This window comes from Allostigmatella hybrida (assembly GCF_020103775.1).
GTDB classification, from domain to species: Bacteria; Myxococcota; Myxococcia; order Myxococcales; family Myxococcaceae; genus Hyalangium; species Hyalangium aurantiaca.
In genome coordinates, this window is the sequence record NZ_JAHXBH010000001.1 from 442037 (window position 1) to 463860 (window position 21824).

Here is a 21824-nt window from a genome sequence, read left to right on the forward strand (position 1 = left end):
TCTAGCGTTGGACCAGGGCGCGCTGGCCACGGCTGGCCTCCAACCGCTCGGCCAGAGCCGCCACCGTGCGCCCCTCGATAAAATACCGCAATGGCACCTCCATGCGGAGCGCCGAGCGGATCTTCGCGACCAGCTGGGTGGCGAGCAGCGAATGGCCCCCGAGTTCGAAGAAGTCGTCGTGGATGCCTACCTGCTTGATGCCCAGCGCTTGGGCCCACAGCCCGGCGAGCTGATGCTCGAGCGCGGTGCGCGGCGCGACGTACTCGCCCTCCAACGCCGGGCGGGCAAGCTCCGGCATGGGCAGCGCCTTGCGATCTACTTTTCCATTGGGCGTCAGCGGGAAGGACTCCAGCGTGACGAAGATGGAGGGGAGCATGAAGTCCGGGAGGCGCTCCTTGAGGAAGGCGCGGAGCTCGGACTGGGACAACTCCACGCCCCAACGGGTGACGAGATAAGCCACCAGGCGTTGATCCTCTGGGGGGCCGCGGACCACCACCACTGCCTCGCGGACACTGGCATGCTCGCCGAGTGCGTTCTCGATCTCCCCCAGTTCGATCCGGAAGCCGCGCAGCTTGATTTGATGGTCATTGCGGCCGAGGAATTCGACCGTTCCCTCGGGGAGCCAGCGGGCCAGATCGCCGGTGCGGTACAACCTCGCCCCGGGGGTGGAGGAGAAAGGATCCGGCACGAAGCGGGAGGCGGTGAGGTCCGGGCGCCCGTGGTAGCCCCGGGTGACTCCCGCGCCCCCGATATACAGCTCGCCCGCGGCCCCAATGGGCACCAGCTCCAGGTGTTCATCGAGGATGTAAAAGGAGGTGTTGGCGATGGGCCGGCCAATCGGCACCGTCTGGCTTCCCGGGCGCACGTGCTGGGTGGAGGACCAGACGGTGGTCTCGGTCGGTCCGTACATGTTGAGCACCTCGGGCACCCGCGAGGAGAGCTCGCGCGCCAGAGGAACCGGGAAGGCCTCACCGCCCACCAAGAGCTTGCGCAGCTTGCCGAGCCCTTCGAGTTCCTGCAGCAGCAGGCGCCCCAACGACGGGGTGCACTGGAAATGGGTGACACCGTGACGGGTCAGGTTCGACAGCAGCGAAGGCTCCCGCTGGAGCGCACGCGGCGCGTTCATGGCCCGGCGCAGCTCGTCCAGCTTGGGAAGACTGGCCAACACCCTGTCCGCGTCCACGCCGAAGTCGATCAGACAGCCCAGCTCGTCGACGCCAATGGCGCGCAGCCGGTCCACCATCTGTGAGCAGCTGTCCACCGTTCCCATCAGGCTGCTCGTACCGAAGTAGCGCTCGAAGGCGTGGCCCAGCAGTGCCTCCATGTCGTCCTCGGTGAAGCCCTGGGCCTTCACGTCCACCCCCATGCTGCGCGCCAGGTTCTGGATGAGATCCAGGGACGTGCGCAGGTAGTTGCAGAAGGGGCCGCGCACGTGTCTTTTCACCTCCTCAAGGTTGTCACCCACGAAGGTGTGGAGCATGAGCGTGACATGGCCTGCCCCGGGGTGGCCCGCCTTGGCCCGGGCCTCGCGGTAGCGGGCAATCTTCCCCGCCAGCTCCTCGACGCTCTGGCCCAGCAGGTGCGTGAGGATGCCCGCGCCCGCCTCCCCCGCGGCCTCGAACGTTTTTGGATCCCCGGAGGCGGTGAGCCAGAAGGGCAGCTCCTTCTGCACGGGACGGGGAAGGGGCCGGACCTGGATCTCGTTGCCAGCTCCGTTCTGAAAGGGGAGTGCCTCGCCCCGCCACATCCGGCGGACAGCGTCGATGTCACGCAGCATGATGGCGCGGCGATCGGCGTACTGGCCCTTCTGCAGGACAAAGTCGTCAGCGTGCCACCCCGCGGCGAAGGAGATGCCCACCCGGCCGTGGGAGAGGTTGTCCACGACGGACCATTCCTCCACCACCCGGATGGGATTGTGCAGGGGCAGCACCACGCTGCCGGCGCGAATCTGGATGCGCTGGGTGGCGATGGCCAGGGCCGCGCTGGTGATGGCGGGGTTGGGATAGAGCCCGCCGAAGGAGTGGAAGTGGCGCTCGGGCGTCCACACGGCGGTGAAGTGGTTCTGATCCGCGAAGCGCGCCGACTCCAACAGCAGGCGGTATTTGTCTCCAGTCGTGTGCTCCTCCGCGCTCGCGAAGAAGAACAGGCTCATCTGCATCTCGTGCTGGCGTGCCGGTTCCGGACTCTCCTCGGCCACCTCGTCTTCGCGGGGGACCACCACGCGGAAGCCACGGGCCAGCGTCCAGAGGAGCTCCAGGACGGAGATGTCGAAGGCAAAGCTGGTGAGGGCCAGCCAGGTGCCGCCGGTGGCTTCCACACGCGAGTCCATGGCGTGGAAGAAATGGGCGGCATTGCCGTGCTCCACCAGGACGCCCTTGGGACGGCCGGTGGAGCCCGAGGTGTAGAGGACGTACGCGGTATTGCCCCAGCGGGCGCGGGCAGGCGCGTCCAGGGGGCTTTCCCCGGCAAGCGCGGCTCCCTCGGACCTGGGACAGAGCACTTCGAGTCCCGGTACGGCGAGCCGTTCCCGCAGCGGCTCCTCGGTGACCAGAAGGGTGACACGCGCATCGTCCAGGACGAAGGTGAGGCGCTCGTGGGGGTAGTCCGGATCAAGCGGGACGTAGGCACCGCCCGCCTTGAGGATGCCCAGCATGGCTACCACCAACTCCGGGCCATGCGTCATGCACAGGCCCACGCGGCTTTCCGGGCCCACCCCTCGCCGCTCGAGCAGGCGTGCGAGGCGGTTGGCCTGCTCGTTCACCTCGCGGTAGGTGAGCTGACGCTGGCCCCCGATCAGGGCGGTTTCGCCCGGAATGCGGCGGGCTTGCTCCTCGAATTGCTCGACGAGGGTGGTCTCCGTCCCCAACGGGGACCGGGTATCGTTCCACTCCTGAAGGAGCAACTGGCGCTCCGAGCGCGATAGGAGCGGCAGCCGTGACACCCGCTGGCCCGGGTTTGCCACCACCCCTTCCAGCAACGTCAGGTAGCGCGTGGCGAGCAGCTCCACCATCGGAGCGTCGAACAGGTCCGTGTTGTACTCGAGCTCCGCGCGCAACCCCCCCTCGGCCGTGGGAATGATCTCGAGCGTGAGATCCAGACGCGCGGTCCCGGCGTCCACCCGGCCGGGTTCGAGGGCGAGGTGGGGCAGTTCCAGGCGGGCGGTGGGGACGTTCTGCAGGGTGAACATCACCTGGAAGAGCGGGGCGCGGCTGGGGTCCCGTTCGGGACGCAACTCCTCCACCAGCTTCTCGAAGGGCAGCTCGGCATGGGAGAAGGCCTCCAGGGTCACCTGACGCACGCGCCCGAGCAACTGCTGGAAGGAGGGCTCGCCTGACAGGTCCGTGCGCAGCACGAGGCTGTTGACGAAGAAGCCAATCAGCCCTTCGGTCTCCACGAAGTGACGGTTGGCGGTGGGTGAGCCGACGATGATGTCCGTCTGTCCGGAGAGCCGGTACAAGAGCACGTCGAATGTGGCCAGCAGCACCATATAAAGCGTGGCGTTCTCGGCACGGGCAAGCGCCGTCAGCCGGTGTGCGAGCTCGAGCGGAAACGAGAAGGCGTGGACGGCCCCCCGGTACGTCTCCGAGGGAGGACGTGGACGGGACGTGGGCAATTGCAGGGTGGCCCGCGGCGCGGCGAGCTGCTGCTTCCAATAGGTAAGCTGCTGCGCGAGCACTTCTCCCTGAAGCCATTCCCGCTGCCAAGCCGCGAAGTCACCGTACTGGATGGGCAGCTCGGGCAAGGACGGCTCTTGTCCCAGCGCATACGCCCCATAGAGCGCCATCAACTCCTTCACCAGCACCGTCCGGGACCAGCCGTCCGAGATGATGTGGTGGTTGGTCAAGAGCAGCACGTGCACGTCTTCCCGCACCTCGATCAGGAGGGCGCGGAGCAACACGGGCTGGGTGAGATCGAAGGGCTTGCAGACCTCCTGGCGGGCCAGACGGGTGACTTCCGCCTCACGGGAGTCCTCGGGAACCTCGGTCAGTTGCACCCGTTCCAGCGGAAGCTGCGCAAGCAGGGCGATACGTTGCACGGGCCGCTCGTCCTCCAGGACGAAGCGGGTGCGAAGGATCTCATGGCGGCGGACGAGCTCCTCCAGGCTTTGGTCCAGCGCCTCCACGTTCAGCGAGCCGCGCAACCGCAGCAGCACGTTCTCGTTGAAGGCGGGGTTGCCGGGCTCGAGCTGGTCCAGGAACCACAGCCGCTCCTGGGAGAAGGAGAGCGGCGCCCGGCCTGGATCCTCGCGGCGCCGGATGGTGGGCCGTCCCGTTCCGGCCTCCCCCCGCAGGCGCCGGGCGAGGAGCTCCTGCTGTTGCGGAGAGAGGTTGGCGCGGCGGCGCGCGAGGTCCTTGGGGTCCCTGGGATTCGTCATGAAGGAGGTTCAGGCGGTCAGATGAGGTTGAACTCGCGGGTCCACGCGCGGCGCTGGGACTGGATGAACTGGTGCGCGGCGTTGATGTCCGCGTCCATGGGCCGGTCCCGCTCCAGGAAGGAAACCTGCTGGCGGAACGCCTTGTGGATGCGCTCGGTGACGGGCGACAGCCGCAAGCCCTCGTTGAAGTCGATGGCCTGCGCGGCGGTGAGCAGCTCGATGCCGAGGATGTACTCGCAGTTGGCGGCCACCGTTTCCAGCTTGTAGGCGGAGGTGCCGCCCATGCTGACGTGGTCCTCCTGGAGCTGGCAGGTGGGAATGGTGTCCACGCTGGCCGGCGTGCAGAGGACCTTGTTCTCGTTGAGAAGGGCCGCGGAGGTGTACTGGATGACCATCAGCCCCGAGTTCACCCCGGGGTGCTTCACCAGGAAGCTGGGCAGGCCGCGCTGGCCGGAGAGCAGTTGGTAGGTGCGCCGCTCGGAGATGTTGGCGACCTCGCTGGTGGCAATGGCGAGGAAATCCAGCACGAAGGCGGTGGATTCTCCGTGCAGGGCCCCGCCGAAGAGAACGATGTCCTGCTCGGGGAAGAAGAGCGGGTTGTCCGAAACGCCGTTGTATTCCTTCTCCAGTGTGTCCTTGGCGAAGCGGAAGGTCTGCCGGATGGCGGCATGCACCTGCGGCATGCACCGGAACGAATAGGGGTCCTGCATGGATTTGTTGCAGGTGGGCAGCTCGAAGTGATTGCTGCCCTCCAGCAACCGCCGCAGGTTGGCCGCGACGATCCGCCTGTCCTCGTGGAACGAGGTCTGGTGGTAGAGGTCCTGGTAGAAGGTGCGCGAGGCGCTGAAGCCCTGGAGGCTCAGCGCGGCGATGACGTCCGAGGTGGCGATGAGCTCCTCGATGGTCATGAGGGCGTTGGCACCGAGCGCATTGATGTATTGGACGCCGTTGGTGAGGGCCAGACCTTCCTTGGCCTTGAGCCGCAAGGGCTTCCAGTCCCTCTCCGTAAGGGCCTGCATGGCGTCCACGATCTGGCCGCGCAGATACACCTTGCCCAATCCCAGCAGGGGCATGGCCATGTGCGCCAGGGGCGCGAGGTCACCGCTGGCCCCCACCGTGCCCTTCTTCGGGATGGCAGGGATGATGCCGTGGTTCCAGAAGTCCAGCAGCCGCTGCACCGTCTCCAGCGAGACGCCCGTGTGGCCCGTGCGGAAGGTCAGCAGTTTGATGAGCATCACCAGCCGCGAGATGCGCTCGGGCACGATCTCCCCAACGCCACACGCATGGGAGACGACATGATTGTATTGCAGCAGCTCCACCTCTTCGGGCGTCACCCGTGTCTCGCACAGGGAGCCGAAGCCCGTGTTGACGCCGTAGATGTAGCGGTCTTCCTGGGCCTTCTTCTGGACGTACTGGGCGCCCGCGGCGATGCGCTCGGCGACCTCCGGTGCCAGGGTGAGCTGGGGTTGCTCCTCCACGAGGGCGCGGAGTTCATGAAGCGAATAGAACGCGAGGGAGAGGGCGTGAGTGGCAGCAGGGGGCATGAGGCGCACAAGCTACCCTCGACGGGAAAGCTTCTTCAAGAGTACGGGGCAAAGGCGAAGCGTGTGTAAGCCTATTCCCCTGCTCCCAGAGGGCACGTGCATCGAAGGAAAGACGCGGCGCGGCGCGTGGGCTCTTCTGTGTATGGGGAGACTTCTGTAATAGATGGCGCACATGACAGCCGCGCATGAGTCCCCTCCCATGGTGAGCCAGCCCTCCAGCGGCGAGACCGACATCGCCATCATCGCCATGACCGGGCGGTTTCCCGGGGCTCCCGGCGTCGACACGCTCTGGGAGAATCTGCTCGCGGGCAAGGAGTCCATCTCCTTCTTTTCTCCGGAGGAGTTGGTGGCGGCCGGGGTGGAGGACGCGCTGCGGAAGAATCCGCGCTATGTGGCGGCGAGAGGCCTCGTGGAGGGGATCGAGGACTTCGATGCGGGGTTCTTTGGCTTCAATCCGCGCGAGGCGGAGATCATGGATCCCCAGCAGCGGCTCTTCCTGGAGTGTGCCTGGGAGGCACTGGAGGCTTCGGGCCATGCAGGAGAGCGGGCGAGAGGCCGGGTGGGGGTCTACGCGAGTGCTTACCTGAGCACGTATCTGCTGCGCAACGTGTACCCCCAGCGGGGGACGCTCCGGGAGCTGGGGCCCGCGCTCATCCACCAGGGGAACGTGAGCGATCAGCTCGCCACCCGTGTGGCTTACAAGCTGGGACTGACCGGGCCTGCGCTCACCGTGCAGACCGCCTGCTCCTCCTCGTTGGTGGCCGTGCACCTGGCGTGTCAGGCGCTGCTCGTAGGGGAGTGCGATCTGGCGCTCGCGGGCGGGGTCTCCCTGGTGGTGCCGCAACGCGCGGGCTATCTCCACGAGGTGGGGGGCATCGTCTCGCCCGACGGCCATGTGCGCGCATTCGACGCCCGGGCCCAGGGCACGGTCTTCAGCGATGGTGCCGGCGTGGTCGTCCTCAAGCGGTTGGCAGACGCGCTCGCGCAGGGCGATGAGATTCACGCGGTCATCAAGGGCTCGGCCATCAACAACGATGGCTCGGCCAAGGTGGGCTTCACTGCCCCGAGCGTGGAGGGGCAGGCGGAGGTGATTTCCAGCGCGCTGGCCATGGCGGGTCTGGAGCCCGGGGACATCGGGTACGTGGAGACGCATGGAACGGGCACCGAACTGGGGGACGCCATCGAGGTGCAAGCGCTCCAGCGCGTCCTGGGCGGCTCGCGGCGCCCTGGAGGCTGCGTGTTGGGCTCGGTGAAGACCAACCTGGGCCATCTGGACAACGCTGCCGGCGTGACCGGGTTGATCAAGGCTGCGCGGATCGTGGGCGAGGGGCGGATCCCTGGAACACTCCATTTTGAGACGCCCAATTCGAAGCTCGGCCTGGAACAGGGGCCCTTCCAGGTGTTTTCCTCGGCCCGGGACTGGCCTTCGCAGGGGGAGCCCCGCCGCGCGGGGGTGAGTGCGTTCGGCGTGGGGGGGACGAATGCTCACGTGGTGGTCGAGCAGCCTCCGGCGCGGGAGGCCTCGGTGCCATCCATCCGCTCGCACCGGCTCCTGGTGCTCTCGGCGAAGACGCCCTCGGCGCTGGATGCGGCCACCGAGCAGTTGACGGGATTCCTCGCGAAGCGGCCCGAGGTTCCCCTGGATGACGTGGCGTACACCCTGGCGGCCGGGCGGCGGGCGTTCGCCCACCGGCGCGTGCTGGTGTGCCGGGACATGGCCGATGCCGCGGCCGCGCTCCGGGGCGGCCCTTCCAGCCGGCGGGTCATCAGCGCGCACCTTGAGGGCTCCGCGGCCGAGGTGGTTTTCCTCTTTCCGGGACAAGGAGCGCAGCACCCAGGCATGACGCGGGTCCTCTATGAGACCGAGCCAGTCTTCCGGGCCGAGGTGGATCGCTGCGCGGGGCTGCTACGGCCCCTGTTGGACGACGTGGACTTGCGTCAGGTGCTCTACCCTGCGCCAGGCACGCCTACGGACGCCCTCCACCAGACGGCCTTCACCCAGCCGGCGCTGTTCGTGACGGAGTACGCGCTGGCCCGGCTGTGGATGCACTGGGGGGTCCAGCCGCGCGCCATGGCCGGGCACAGTCTGGGCGAGTACGTGGCCGCGTGCCTGTGTGGGGTGTGGACACTCCCCGCCGCCCTGGCGTTGGTGGCCACGCGCGGCCGGATGATGCAGGCGCTCGCACGAGGGGCCATGCTGGCCGTCCCGCTCGCGGAGGCGGAGCTGCGTCCACTGCTTGGGCCCTCCCTCTCGCTCGCCGCCGTCAACGCGCCGCGGTTGTGCGTCGCCTCGGGTCCCGACGCGGACATCTCGGCCCTCGAGCAGAAGCTTCGCGGCCAGGGGTTGAGCCCCCGGCGGCTCTCCACGTCCCATGCGCAGCATTCCGCCATGGTGGAGCCGATGCTGCGGGACTTCGAGCACGAGGTGCGCAAGGCGGCACCCGCCGTGCCCCAACTGCCCTTCGTCTCCAGCCTGACGGGGACGTGGATCACTGCCGGACAGGCCACGGATCCCGCCTACTGGGCTCAGCACCTGCGCCAGACGGTGCGCTTCGCGGACTGCGTGGCGACGCTTGCGGCGCGTGAGGACGCCGTGCTGGTGGAGGTGGGGCCGGGCACGACGCTCACGGCCCTGGTGCGGCAGCAGCCGCGGCCGCTCCGGTCATTCGCTTCCCTGCCGCATCCGCAGGAGCCGAGAGCCGAGTCCGAGCAGCTGCTGGAGACGCTGGGGCAGCTGTGGCTGGCTGGGGTGCCGCTGCGGTGGGAGGCCTTCTACGAGGCCGAGAGGCGCCAGTGCGTGAGCCTGCCGGCATACCCCTTCGAGCGGAGCCGCCACTGGGTGGAGTCCGTGGAGGGCGATGCTCCGGTGCAGGGCCGCGCGGAGGACGTGGCGGAATGGTTCCACGTGCCGTCCTGGCGGCAGGGGGCGCCTCTGGAGGGCTTGGAGCGCGTACTTCCCGCGCACAAGCGCTTCTGGCTGCTCTTCTCCGACGGCAGCCCGCTCTCACGCGAGTTGGCCCTCTGCCTCGAACGTCACGGCCAGGCCGTGACCCTCGTCACCCCGGGCGAGCAGTTCCAACGGCTCGGCCGAGATGCTTTTGTCATCCAGCCCTCGAGCCGGGCAGATCACGAGCAGCTCTTGCAGGAGCTGCGGGCCCTGGCCCGGACGCCAAGTCATGTCTTGCACCTGTGGAACACGGGAGCGCCGCGGGGGGCGGAGGGCGTGGCACCGGAGGAGCTGTCCTTCTATGGGCTCCTCTTCCTGGGGCAAGCCCTGGCTTCGCACGGGGTGACGCACTCGCTGGAGCTGACGGTGGTGTCCACCGGCGTGCAGGAAATTACGGGAGAGGAGGGGCTCGTCCCGGAGCGGGCGATGCTGCTCGGACCCATCAAGGTGCTGCCTCAGGAACTGGCCAATGTCTTCTGCCGGAGTGTGGATGTGGTGCCGCCCCAAGGCGATGCGGCGGCGGCGGCGCTGGCCACGCGCGTGATCTCCGAGGCCTTGCTGGGCGGCAAGGAGGCCCCTCGCGTGGCGCTTCGCGGGCGGCACCGGTGGCTGGAGGGATTCGAACCCCTCCGTCTGCCAGCCCTGGAGGAGGGGGCTTCCCGGTGGGAGCCGGGGTGGACCTATCTGATCACGGGAGGGCTGGGGGGCCTCGGGCTGACGCTGGCGGAGGCGCTCGCGGAGCGAGGCCCAGTCCGCCTGGCGCTGGTAGGCCGCGGCGGACTGCCTCCCCGGGACGCGTGGGATGCGTGGTTGGCGTCGCACGCGGAGCGTGATCCGGTGACGGAGCGCCTCCGCCGGGTGATGCGGCTGGAGGCACGGGGGGCGGAGGTCCTGGTGCTCGCGGCGGATGTAACCCAGGAGGAGGCGCTGCGCGCGGCGGTGAAGCAGGTCCACGCCCGCTTTGGGCGGATCCACGGCGTCATCCACGCGGCGGGCGTGGCAGGGGGAGGGCTCCTGCCCACGCGGAGCCGCGAGGAGGCCGCAGCGGTGCTGGCTCCGAAGGTGTACGGCACGCGGGTGCTGGAGCAGGTGCTCGGCAGCGATCCCCCCGCTCTCTGGGTTCTGTGCTCCTCGACGGCCTCGGTGCTGGGGGGCATCGGCCAGGTGGACTACACGGCCGCCAATGCTTTCCTCGATGCCTTCGCCCGGCGCAGGAGGGCCGCGGGGGCCTGGACGGTCTCGGTGAACTGGGACACCTGGCGCGAGGTCGGCATGGCGGTGGCTGCCGAGTGGCCGGAGGCGCTGCGCGCGCTGAACGACGAGCGGTTGCGCGACGGCATCAGCCCCGCGGAGGGAGCACGTGCTTTCACGAGGCTGCTCGGAAGCCCGGCACCCCAGGTTGTGGTCACGCCACGGCCACTCACGGCCATGCTGAAGCGCTTCTCGGGCGCGGCGCTGCTGGAGTACGTCAAGCGGCTTCAGACCCGGCAGCCGCTCCGTGAGCGGCTACCTCTGGCGCAGGCCTTCGTTCCGCCCTCCAGTGACGTGGAGATCCGGGTGGCGGAGATCTTCCAGCAGATGCTGGGCGTGCAGCGGGTCGGGGTGAACGATGACTTCTTCGAGATGGGAGGCCACTCGCTCCTGGCAACTCAGGTGGTGTCACGCCTGAGGGATCTCTTCGACGTGGATTTGCCCGTGTTGGCGCTCTTCGAAGGGCGCACCGTGGCGCAGGTCTCGCTGGCCATCGAAGAGCTCGTGCTGGAACAGGCAGAGCAGTCATAGCCGGGGGCTGGTGCCCCCTGAGCGGTCCGGCCGTTGACCGAGGGGGATGGGAGACTTGAGTGTGAGGAGGCGGTAAGTCTTACCTCCCTTCGGGACAGGTCCTGGGATGCATTTCGTGTAAGTGCTTGAAACAACTGGAGAGAAGCCCTGCGAAGGGGCTGGCACGCGGAATGCTAATACTCATCCACAAGAAGCACGTGGGGTTGGAGTGGCGGGGCGGGGTCGGGGCGGTCGGGGAGTTCGGGCGGGTCGGGGGGTTGGGCGGGGCGGAACAAGATTGGGGAAGAGGGGAAGCAACGGGGTGGTCTGTCGGGAAGGAGCTACGGGGGTGGCTCCTTCCCGATTCTTTTTGGAGGCATGAGGCCTGCCGGGGTGCGTACTCCGTGTGGCTTGACGGGGACGTGCGCCCTCCTCATCCTGCCGCGCCTCATGCCCGTCCTGCGTGGAGCTGTCACCTTCTCGCGCTTCCTCGTCGAGCCTGCCGAGGACGCGCCCGCGGACCTCAAGCGCTCGCTCGTCCGAGCGCTCAAGGCCCGTGCCTTCGAACCCATTGACCGCAAGAGCGAGGAGGAGCGCGCCTCCGGCTTCGTCGAGCTGGAGAACTCGGAGGGCACCGATTTCTCTTCCGGCAGCGTCTCCTATGGCGAGTACACCCTGTTCGCCTACCGCGTGGACACGCTCAAGGTGCCCGGCCCCGTGCTGCGCGCCGAGCTCAACAAGTGGTCCGCCGCCTTCGAGAAGGAGAAGGGCCGCCCGCCGGGCCGCTCGGAGAAGGCCGAGGGCCGTGCCGGGCTGCGGCAGATGCTGCGCAACCGCGCCGTGCCCGGCACCAAGGTGCATGACCTGAGCTGGAACGTGGAGGCCCGCCAGCTTCAGATCTGGGCCGCCTCGCGCACCGCCGTGGAAGAGGTGATGAACGCCGTGGAGACCGCCTTCAAGGTGAAGCTGCTGCCGCTGGTGCCCGCCGCCATGGCGGAGCGAAATGGCCTCGCGGAGGCCTCGCTGGGGCCCACCGCCGAACTGCTGGGCGTGGAGCTGTCCGCGGAGGTGAGCCATGGGGAGGCGTGAAGAGGCCCGGGCCGAAGCGGCCTTCATGCGTGGGGACGTCGGCATCGACGGCGCCGCTACCGAGGAGAAGGAGGACGCCGCCGAAGCCGAGCGTGGCAAAGCGCGCGAGGCGCTGCTGCGCGGCCGGACGTACCTGGGGCGCGAGTTCCTCACCTGGCTGCTGTGGAACTCCGAGGCCGGCGAGCCGGTGACGGAGTACGAGAAGGTGGGCGTCACGGTGCTCCTGGTGGGGCGCATCGTGCTCAAGGGCGTGAGCGGGGAGGTGACCGAGCTGTCCGCCAAGGGCGCCCAGGCGCCCTACTCGGAGCAGGTGAAGCGCGCCCTGGACAAGGGGCTGCTCGTGCACCAGGCGCGCCTGCTGCTCACCCACGGGGAGCGGGCCTTCGAAGTCTCATTGGACGCGGAGTTCCTCGACATCCGCGCCGCGAAGCTGCCGGCCCTGATGAGCGAGGACGATGACTCCCAGCTCGCGGAGCGGCTGGCCCTCACCGAGCAGCTCTCCGCCCTGGTGAACGCCCTGGTGGAGGCCTTCCTGGCGGTGCGCGCGGGCAAGGCGTGGGCCAAGCAGGTGGTGCCCGCGATGAAGGCCTGGATGCGCGGCGAGGAGGAGCGGCAGAAGCTCACGCCGATCCAGCGCGCCGCCAACGCCCGGAAGCGGTAGCCGATCGCCCGTGTGCCCCCTGTCCGGGGGGCAGGCGGGGGCGAAAAGTTTGCCGGGGCCCCCAGAAAAAATGACACCCCCAGCAGACGTTCCTTTTTACCCAAAGTCGTCTCTTCGTGCGGTTGGCGTGTTCACCCGCGAACGTTGAACCCCCTGCACGAAGGTTGCATTGCCCCCCTCCCAGCCGTGTTGGCGGGACTTTCATGGGGTGGCGTCGATGGGATGTGTTCGTTGCCAGATTGAACATCCGATCCGGACGGTCTGCCCGTCTCTTCCGGGCTCGTCCCGGCCCGAGGAAGGGTCAGCCCAGGGCGGACTGCTGCACGGGCCGCTCGTGCTCCAGAAGCAGCTCGGCTCGGGGGCGACCGGTACCGTGTACCTCGCCCAGCACATGTCCACCGGGGCGGAGTTCGCCCTGAAGGTGCTGCACCCGCACCTGGCCTCCAACCCCACCGTGAAGGACCGGTTCTACGTGGAGACCCACGTGGCCTCCCGCGTGGTGCACCCCAGCGTCACCCGCATTCTCGATGCGCGCCCGGGGCCCGGAGGCCTGCCGAGCCTGCTGATGGAGTACGTGGCGGGCGAGTCCTTCTCGTCGTTGCCGCTGCCCCTGCCGTGCGCGGATGTGGTGTGGATGCTGGGCCAGGTGCTCGAAGGGCTGGAGGCCGCGCACTCCCGCGGCGTGGTTCACCGGGACCTCAAGCCCGACAACCTCGTGCTCACCCGTCCCAAGGACGGGACGCCCCGGGTGAAGGTGCTCGACTTCGGCATGGTCAGCGTCCTGGCCGCCAGCTTCTCCCAGGACGAGCTGAACGCCGGCATGGCCCTGGGCTCTCCGGCCTACATGGCGCCGGAGCAGTGGGAGACCACTGCGGCCGACACCCGCATGGATGTGTACTCGCTGGGCGTGGTGGGCTACCGGCTCGTCACGGGCCGCCTGCCTTTCGGCGGGGGGCGGATGGGCGAGGTGCTGCTCGGCCAGCCCGAGGTCCGGTCCCTGCCGCCCCATGTCATTGATGCGCGGGTGCCCAAGGCCCTCTCCGAGGTGTTGATGCGGGCCATCGCCCGGCGCCCCGAGGAGCGCTTCCAGAGCGCCCGGGAGTTCCGCGACGCGCTGCTCGAGGCCGCGCCCCAGGCGCCCGTGCGCGAGGCCGCGCCCGCGCGTGAGCCCGCGCCTACGCCTACGCTCACGCCCGTGCCCACGCCTCAGGCGGGCCTTCAGGTCCGGGTGCGGGGACTCGCGGGGCAGGGGACGCACACCGTGGATGTCCGGGAGGTGCGGCCCGACGGCCTCTTCATCGCGCATGACGGGCCGTTGCCGCAGCGGGCGGCCCGGCTGCCCATGGAGCTCACCTTCCAGGGGAAGTCGCTCCTGTGCATCGCCGATGTGGTGCGCCACGTGTCCAAGGACGAGGCTCACATCCTCGGTATCGCCGCGGGCTTCTCCGTCCGCTTCGCCGAGCCCTCGGAGCCGCTGCGGCAGATGCTCGCCCAGGTGCTCGCCCGCACGGCGCCGCCCAAGGTGGAGTCCGCGGAGCCGCCGGCCGATCCAGAATTGGCCCAGCTCCTGTCCCGCACCGCCGCGCTGATGCATGACCCCTACGTCCTGCTCGGCCTGGCGCCGTCGGCCAGCTTCGAGGAGGTGCGCCAGCGCGCGGAGACGGCGCTGCGCAAGCTGGGGGACTTCCGGCAGCGCCCGTTGCCCGCGGGCCAGCGCAAGGAGTTGATGACGCTGGGCGCCCGCGTGGATGCGGCGCGGCGCACGCTGGGGGACCCCCTGTCGCGCGTGGGTTTCGACGCCACCCGGGGCAACGCCCATGGCATCGCCCGGTGCATGGCCGCCGGGGTGTCCCAGGAGTCCGTGGAGCCCCTGCGCAAGGCCTTCCTCACCGCCCGGCCCGGCGCGGAGGAGAAGTCACGGGCGTTCCTGATGCGGGCCCGGCAACTGGAGACCCAGAACGCCCTGCGCCCCGCCATCGACTGCTACGCCAAGGCCCTGGCCCTGGACCCGCTCAACCTGCCCTTCCAGCGCCACTACTGGACGCTCCAGCGGCAGGTGCGCGCGGTGACGACGGTGGTCCCCGCAGTGGCCCTGTAGACACAGGGCTCTCAGGGCCGCTCTTCGGAGAGGCCTTGCGGTAGAAAGAGGTATGGCCACGAATTCCGCCTCCCCTTGGACTGTCCTGCCGCACGGCCCGCTGGAGCGGCTTGCGGAGAACCTCTGGCGTGTCGAGGGCGCCCTGCCGCGCATGTCCCTCAAGCGGGTCATGACCGTCGTGCGCCGGGATGATGGCACCCTCGTCATCCACAACGGCATCGCGCTGGAGGAACCGGTGCAGCGTGAGCTGGAAGCGCTCGGTCCGCTGTCGAGCCTCATCGTGCCGAACAGGATGCACCGGCTCGATGCTCCCGCGTACAAGCAGCGCTACCCCTCGCTCCGCGTCTTCGCGCCCTCGGGCGGCCGCCGCGAGGTGGAGGAGAAGGTCCCGGTGGATGGCGTCTACGAGGACTTTCCCCACGGCGAGGACGTGCGGCTGGAGATGTTGCACGGGGTGAAGGAGGCCGAAGGGGCCATGCTCGTGCGCTCGAAGGACGGCACCACGGTGGTGCTGAACGATGCGGTCTTCAACATGGACCGCAAGCGCGACGTGCTCGGCTTTCTCTTCACCACGCTCCTGGGCTCCGCGCCGGGCCCCCGGGTCTCCCGGCTCGCGAAGCTCCTGTTGGTCAAGGATGCCAAGGCGCTGCGCGCGGACCTGGAGCGCTACGCGGCCCTGCCGGGGCTGGTGCGGCTCATCGTCTCGCATGAAAAGGTCGCCTCGGGGGCCGAGGCCGCCCAGGCGCTTCGCCAGGCCGCCACCTATCTCTGAGCAGTCCAGAAAGGCTCTTCCATGGATTTCAACCTCGCGGACGAGGTGCGGCGCCAACTGGAGGAAGCGCTGAGCAAGCGGGGCCGGGTCAACATCGTCATCGCCGGGCGCAGCGGGGTGGGCAAGAGCACCCTGGTGAATGCCGTCTTCCAGGGCAACCTGGCGGAGACGGGCCAGGGCCGTCCGGTGACCCGGAGCGCGCGGGAGTATTCGAAGGAGGGGCTGCCCCTCACCATCCTCGACACCCGCGGGCTGGAGATGGACCAGTACGCGGAGACGACGCGCCAACTGGAGGCGGAGGTGCGCGCGCGCTCGACGGACGCGGATGCGAAGCGCCACCTGCACGTGGCCTGGGTGTGCCTCTCCGAGGATTCGCGCCGGGTGGAGCAGGGAGAGACGGCCGTGGCGGAGATGCTCGCCCGGTACATGCCGGTGGTGGCGGTCATCACCAAGGCCCGCTCGGACCAGGGCTTCCGGGAGCAGGTGCTCCAGCTCATGCCCGTGGCGCGCAACGCCATGCGCGTCCGCGCGCTGCGCGAGCAGGACGACGAGGGGCACGTGCTGGAGCCGCGCGGGCTCCAGGATCTCGTGGACGTGACGATGGAGCTGGTGCCCGAGGCCCAGCGCAACGCCTTCGCCGCCGCGCAGAAGGTGAGCGTGGAGCAGAAGCGCACGCGGGCCCACGCCATCGTGGGCAGCGCCGCCACGCTGGCGGGCACCATCGGCGCGACGCCCATTCCCTTCTCGGACGCGCTCGTCATCGTGCCGGTGCAGATCGGCATGCTGGCGAGCATCAGCGCCGTGTTCGGCCTGCCCCTGAGCCAGGCCTTCCTCTCCACGCTGATCAGCTCGGCGAGCGGGGGGCTGGTGGCGACGCTCTCGGGACAGACGATTGTCTCGGGCCTGCTGAAGCTCGTGCCGGGCGTAGGCACCGTCGTGGGCGCCGCCATCTCCGCGGCCACGGCCATCGCGGTGACGACCCTCTTCGGAGAGGGCTACATCAGCGTCCTGTCGAAGCTCTTCCTGCGCAACCAGGGCGAGCCCCCCACGGAGGAGGAAGTCGCCCAGGCCTTCCGGGAGGAGCTCCATGGCCGGAACTCCTCCCGTCCCTGAGGCAAGGAGCGCATCCGCCGCGAGTTCCGGTGCCGCGTCGTAGAGTTCTCAGGCACTGCCTGAGCTTGTACGCGCTGACGCACCGGTGAATGCTTCGCTCCATGGACACTCCTCCTTGTGCTTCGACTTACTGGGGGTGTCCAACAAAACCGGGGCAAGCTCAGTGCCGCGTCGGCCGACTCCAACTCGGGCCCGGTGACTCAGCGCTGAGGCACGCGCCCGCCAATCTCCGGGAAGCGCTCATACGCTCGTAAGAGCGCCTCCAGGTGCGAGGGGATGTCGAGATCGAGCGGCGTATCTGTAAGCCGCACGATCCACCCGCCCCTCTCGGTGCGCCGCGCCCGAGAGAGCAAGTCCGCGTCACGCGAGGGATCCGGGAAGCCGATAGCCCGAGCGGCAGCATCCGACCAGTAGTTCAGCCACCCGAGGTAATAGGGAATCTCCGGCGCGCGAATATCCTTGAAGAGCTTGAGCGCGGGCAGCCCACGGGGTGGGGACGGCGGCCCTTCCCGGGTGGGGGCTATTTGATACGCGATGTCCAGCGCAGCGCCGTCGGGCGTCGCACGCCCCCAGAACGCGCGTGCGCCTTCTGCCACGCCATCCAGCAGATCCGCCGCAGCTGCGATGCTGGCCGCATCCAGCGGCAACTCTACATGGACTTCAAATTGTGGCTGGCCGCCCGCGTTTTGGCGCGCAGGTGTTCCCCATCCTGTAACCGTCACGGGGTAACTCTCGTCACCGTTGCACAGCAGCGGAAACTTCCCACGCACGCTTGCCTCAGCGAGCCACCCATCGCGTTGCGGCAACGCAATGGGCCGCCCCGCCTTTGACAGCTCCCACTCCAAGCGCACACCGGGAAGCGCCCGTTCGATTCCGTGGACGACTGCGAGCGTGCGGCCGTCGTCTCCTACAAGCGCAGGCGCGTAGACGATGAGGATAAGGGTTCTCCGCTTGGTCATCGCATGCACCCCGTGACGACGATATCAAGTCTGGGATCCCGTTGCAGTAACGCATCCTTGTGGGCTTGGGTGCTCACCCCAACGACGAAGCCGTATCCACATGCCTCCGCGATGTCCCGCTCTTCCTGTAGCAATGGCACTTGCTCCAAGATCGTCTGCCGCTGGATGAAGTCAGAGTACGCGTCGAATCGATGGGTCTTGATCTCCCACAGCACGCGCACGCCGACTTGCAGCGCATCAAAGCGCTTGCCGCCAACGAGCACGTCCTTTCCGGGGTAGCGGTTCGGCGGAAACCTATCGGCGCACTCGTTATGCGGGGGATCTTCGCCCGCGTGTGGCACTGGGATGGGCTCGCACTCTGGGCGGCGGCGCTCCGCCGTCACCGGGGCAGGCGGGTCCCTCCTGTTCGCTCCGGGCCTCTCCGGTGTGGGTTTCGCCTCCGGTTCCTGCGACGCATGAGGAGCGTCTCCAGCCCAAAGGCCCGGCTCCCGGGTAGGCGGCAACACGCGCTTGTGCGGGCTCCGCGGCAGGGGCTTGGGGCGAACATGCCCTGGCTGCCCGGGCATGGGGAGGCCCGTGCCGGGCACAGCGGGTGGGCGCACAGGCGCCCAAGCGTAGGTCTCAGGCGCCTCTTGAGTCTCAGGCCCCTCTGGAGAGGTGGCGCACCCAGCTACGACTCCGGCAACGGCAACGGCTTGGCGGAGTGCGCTGTAAGTTCGGAGGTTCATTCCGCGTCCTTTTCCAGCGCTCCGCCTCGGCCTCATGGACCCAGCGGCTCACCGGCACGTGGCCTCGCGGCACAGCGCCCGTTGCCGCTCCAGAACCGCGCGGGTAGACGGCCCGCCCGAGCTCCTTTGCGGCAACGGGACGCGGGGACTACTGCACCGGGTTGACCCGGAGGAGCGACTTGGCGGGCACGGAGGCGGTGCCCGTGGTGCCCGAGGCGTTCTTGAACGTCACCGTGAGCGGGGCATCGGTGGGGTTCCACACGAGCGCCGAGTACACGGTGCCCTTCTTGTAGACGGTGGCCGCCGCCTTGCCCGTGGCCCAGAGGTCCGAGGTGCGCTGGCCGAGGCTGGCCATGTTGTGGATGAACCAGTACGTGTTGAAGACCTCGTTCTGCTGCAGGGCGGAGGCGTTCCACTTGCCGATGGCCCCGGCGGCGTTGCTCAGCGACTGGATGGGCCACACGACGTGTTGCCACTCCTTCTCGGGCCCGCCGTTGTCCGTCACGAAGCCGTTGTAGAGCGCGGCGGCTTTGGTGGGGTTGAAGCCGTAGCTGGTCAGGTACTCGGCGGTGGGCAGCCAGTGGATGCCGTAGATGTGGACCGGCGCGCCGCTGAAGAAGGTGCCGTAGAAGTTGGACGAGCCGTACACCTGGCCCACGGTCTTGTGCGTCCACTGGGGCACCCAGTTGTCCCCGTCATAGTTGAACCAGTACTGCTCCACGGCCTTCAGCTCCGTGGTGAAGCCGTAGATGCCCGCGTCGCGGTAGGCGGTGTTCCCGGTGAGCACGCCCCACAGGTACTGGCCCACCCAGCCGAACAGCGACTCGCCGGCCGCCTCCTGGTTGTTGCCGTTGTTGTTGTCCGCGTAGCCACCGGCCCAGGAGTGGCCCTCGTACGGATCGAAGCTGCGGAAGAACGGGTACAGCGTGTCGGTGCGCGAGGGGTTCGCGTAGTCGCGGATCAGGTGCTCCACCATGGCGCCGTACTGGGTGCGGAAGCTCGGGTCATACGTGGCGAGCACCGCCGAGGCGAAGACGTAGTAGCCGTAGGTGAAGTGGTGGTCGGTGATGCCGGTGTTGGCGCCGAACTCGCTGACCCGGTAGTACGTCGTGCCCCAGTCCGGGTTGTAATAGAAGAAGTAGTCCGGCTCGCCGTCCGTGTACGTGTACCAGTTGGTGAGGATGGTGCGGATGCGCGAGAGGAACAGGTCCCGGTAGGCGGTGTTGCCGGTCTTGTCCGCGGCGAGCACGCCCATGGCGAGCGGGTGCAGCTGCTTGCCCTGCCAGTACGCATCGGCGGCCATCGGGGTGCTGGCGGTCTGCCGCTCCAGGATTTGCAGGTACTGGCTCATCAGCGTCCGCGAGTACTCGGGGTTGGTGGGCTCCGGGAACTGGGGGACGATGCCGTGGAACCGGTTCACCGTGGTGAAGGCGTTGCCCTCGCGGAGCTTCAGCGTGCCGCGCACGGACGGGTAGGTGAGCGCGGTGAGCGCCGCCGTGGTGCTCTTCCACTGGTGGGGCAGCAGCGCCGTCAGCGTGACATTGGAGAACCCGGTGCGCTTGAGCTGCGTCGTCAGATTGAAGGTGGTGGTGAGCTGCGCGGAGGCCTCGTCGTAGGCGTAGCTGACCTGGGTGCCCGTCACGAAGGCGTACGCGTGCTGGTAGAAGTAGTTCAGGTCGGTGGGGGACGGCAGGGCCGCCACCGCGAGGAAGTTCTGGCCGCTGCCCAGGCGGATCTTCAGCTTGGAGCCCACCTTCTGGAACACGGTGCCTGCCGGGGCGAAGACGCCGTAGTAGCGCGTCTGGGCCGTGCCTCCGCCGTCGGTGTTGGAGATCCGCACGCCGATCCGGTCGGTGGTCACCGAGGTGCCATCCGCGGTGAGGATCGCCGTGTTGCTGTCATTGAAGATCTGGGAGATGACGGAGGAGTAGATCTCCACCGAGTTGGGATCGCTGAACTGGGTATAGAGGTAGGGCGAGCCCTTGACGAACGTCACCTTGAACTTGTCGGTGGCGTCATCGCTGAGTACGGCGTCCACGGACCAGTCGCCGTAGCCCGTCACCCGGTTGGCCATCTTGGATGTGTCGATGCTGGTGGAGCGCAGGTAGAAGTCCGGGTTGCCATCGGCGTTCACGGCCGAGCGGTCGCCGTTGATCCACCCCGCGCCGGGATTCAGGACGCCGAGCCCTTGGCTGAAGAACTTGGACTTCAGGGGCAGGGTGACGAGGTAATCGCCCTGCGGCTTGATGAACAGGGACTGCCACCAGTCATTGGACGGCAGGGGCGTCGTCACGTTGCTGGTGCGGTAGCCCGGGTAGCGGGGCTGCGGCATCTTGTAGTCGTTCGTCAGGTAGCTGCCCTGGCCCACGGCCACCTTGGACGGAACGGGCAGCGGCGCAATCGTGTGGGTGGGCTGGGGCTGGCCCGCCACATAGTCGTAGACCTCGAACTCGTAGAGGGAGTAGCCGAAGCTCGTGGCCCGGGCGTAGCCCTGCATCCGGACATAGCGGCCGGTGGTGTACAGGGGGATGGTCTGCGTGCCGCCCGCGCCCCGGAGCTCGCGGTAGACGGTGGTCCACTGCGTGCCGTTGGGGGAGACCTGCAAGTCGAACACGCGCCCCGCAGCCGTCTCCCACTTGAGCACCACGCGGCCAATCGTCCGGGAGCTGCCCAGGTCCACGGTGAGCCACTCGCTGTCCGTGGCGTTGGAGCCCCAGCGCGTCGCCGGATTGCCGTCCACGGCGTTCGCGGGCACCGCGGTGCCCGCAGGCGGGTTGGGCTCATAGGAGGAAGCGGTGGTGGTCCGGTTCAGCGCCACGTTGGGGCCGTACTGCACCGGGGGCGTGTTCACCCCGCCCGTGCCGTACACCTCGAACTCCAGGATGGAATAGCCATACGCGGCGAGCGCCCGCTGCGTGCCGTACATGCGCACGTACCGGCCGCTGCCGGAGACGGTCAAGTCATCGATGCCGCCGTCGCCGGCCGCCGTGGAATAGAGGTCCGTCCAGGTCAGCTCATCGCTCGAAATCTGGACCTTGTAGGCCTTGGCGTAGGCGCCCTCCCACTGAATCTTGACGCGGCTGACCTGTGCGGCGGCACCCAGGTCCACGTAGAGCCACTGCGGATCCACGCCCCACGCGCTGGACCACCGGGAGCCGGTGCTGCCGTCCACGGCCTGCTCCGCCGTGTTGCCGCCCTCCATCGAGGAGGCATAGACGCTGCGGTTCAGCGCGAGCTGGAGCGTGGGGCCCGTGCCCCCGCCGCCCACGGTGCCGTACACCTCGAGCTCCAGGATGGAGTAGCCGTAGTTCGTCAGCGCGCGCTGCGTCCCATGCACACGCACGTACCGGCCGCTGCCGGAGACGGTCAGGTCATCGACGCCGCCGTCACCGGCCGCCGTGGAATAGAGGTCCGTCCAGGTGTTGCCGTCCGCGGAGACCTGGACCTTGTAGGCCTTGGCATAAGCCGCCTCCCACTGAATCTTGACCCGGTCGATGGCGGCCGTGGCACCCAGGTCCACGGAGAGCCACTGCGGGTCCACGCCCCAGACGCTGGCCCACCGGGGCCCGGTATTGCCGTCCACGGCGAGGTCCGCCGTGTTGCCCCCCTCCACGGAGGACGCGGTGGCGGGACGTTTCAGGGACAGCAGGCTGGAGGCCGCATGGGCCTCCCAACCGGCGAACAAGGGCAGGAGCGCCAGCAGCAAGCCGGCGGACGCGAGTCTCATGGGAACCCTCTGGAGCGCAATCGGGGGAAAGCACTCTAAAGGGCTTAAAC

General features: G+C 68.4%; 11 protein-coding genes. 6 read left to right on the forward strand and 5 right to left on the reverse strand.

The features are described 5' to 3' along the window. Window position 1 precedes the first annotated feature (1 nt). Window positions 2-4375: a MupA/Atu3671 family FMN-dependent luciferase-like monooxygenase gene (locus tag KY661_RS01725; protein WP_225408520.1), complete on the reverse strand. Its 4374-nt coding sequence runs from the start codon at window positions 4373-4375 to the stop codon at window positions 2-4. A gap of 17 nt (window positions 4376-4392) precedes the next feature. After that, window positions 4393-5919, reverse strand: a complete 1527-nt coding sequence (locus tag KY661_RS01730) for an HAL/PAL/TAL family ammonia-lyase (protein WP_225408521.1) — start codon at window positions 5917-5919, stop codon at window positions 4393-4395. Window positions 5920-6091: 172 nt separating this feature from the next. On the opposite strand from KY661_RS01730, the gene KY661_RS01735 reads away from it, so the two are divergent. The 6 genes from KY661_RS01735 (at window position 6092) to KY661_RS01760 (ending at window position 16360) form a co-directional block, all read left to right on the forward strand. Beyond that, complete coding sequence (locus KY661_RS01735) at window positions 6092-10648, forward strand: type I polyketide synthase (RefSeq protein ID WP_225408522.1); 4557 nt, start codon at window positions 6092-6094, stop codon at window positions 10646-10648. A gap of 429 nt (window positions 10649-11077) precedes the next feature. Further along, window positions 11078-11716, forward strand: a complete 639-nt coding sequence (gene rdgC, locus KY661_RS01740) for a recombination-associated protein RdgC (RefSeq protein WP_225409165.1) — start codon at window positions 11078-11080, stop codon at window positions 11714-11716. Further along, window positions 11703-12377 (forward strand): hypothetical protein, encoded by a 675-nt coding sequence (locus KY661_RS01745; protein WP_177233572.1) that lies wholly within the window; start codon window positions 11703-11705, stop codon window positions 12375-12377. Before rdgC ends, KY661_RS01745 begins: the two co-directional genes overlap by 14 nt. A gap of 217 nt (window positions 12378-12594) precedes the next feature. Further along, on the forward strand, window positions 12595-14475 hold the full coding sequence (locus KY661_RS01750; protein WP_225408523.1) for a serine/threonine-protein kinase: 1881 nt from the start codon (window positions 12595-12597) through the stop codon (window positions 14473-14475). A gap of 52 nt (window positions 14476-14527) precedes the next feature. Next, the gene (locus tag KY661_RS01755) at window positions 14528-15247 is read left to right on the forward strand and encodes a DUF4336 domain-containing protein (RefSeq protein ID WP_225408524.1); all 720 of its coding nucleotides are present in this window, start codon (window positions 14528-14530) and stop codon (window positions 15245-15247) included. Between the two features lie 21 nt (window positions 15248-15268). Continuing rightward, window positions 15269-16360 (forward strand): YcjF family protein, encoded by a 1092-nt coding sequence (locus tag KY661_RS01760; protein ID WP_225408525.1) that lies wholly within the window; start codon window positions 15269-15271, stop codon window positions 16358-16360. A 200-nt stretch (window positions 16361-16560) separates the two neighbouring features. Here KY661_RS01760 and KY661_RS01765 read toward each other — a convergent pair whose 3' ends face one another. From KY661_RS01765 to KY661_RS01775, 3 genes are all read right to left on the reverse strand, one after another. Further along, on the reverse strand, window positions 16561-17319 hold the full coding sequence (locus KY661_RS01765) for a DUF5953 family protein (protein ID WP_225408526.1): 759 nt from the start codon (window positions 17317-17319) through the stop codon (window positions 16561-16563). Beyond that, a complete protein-coding gene (locus KY661_RS01770; RefSeq protein ID WP_398577126.1) occupies window positions 17316-18083 on the reverse strand; it encodes a DUF6310 domain-containing protein in 768 nt (255 codons plus the stop codon). The genes KY661_RS01765 and KY661_RS01770 overlap by 4 nt, the downstream gene beginning before the upstream one ends. A 112-nt stretch (window positions 18084-18195) precedes the next feature. After that, window positions 18196-21774, reverse strand: a complete 3579-nt coding sequence (locus KY661_RS01775; RefSeq protein ID WP_225408528.1) for a discoidin domain-containing protein — start codon at window positions 21772-21774, stop codon at window positions 18196-18198. Between the last annotated feature and the right edge of the window lie 50 nt (window positions 21775-21824).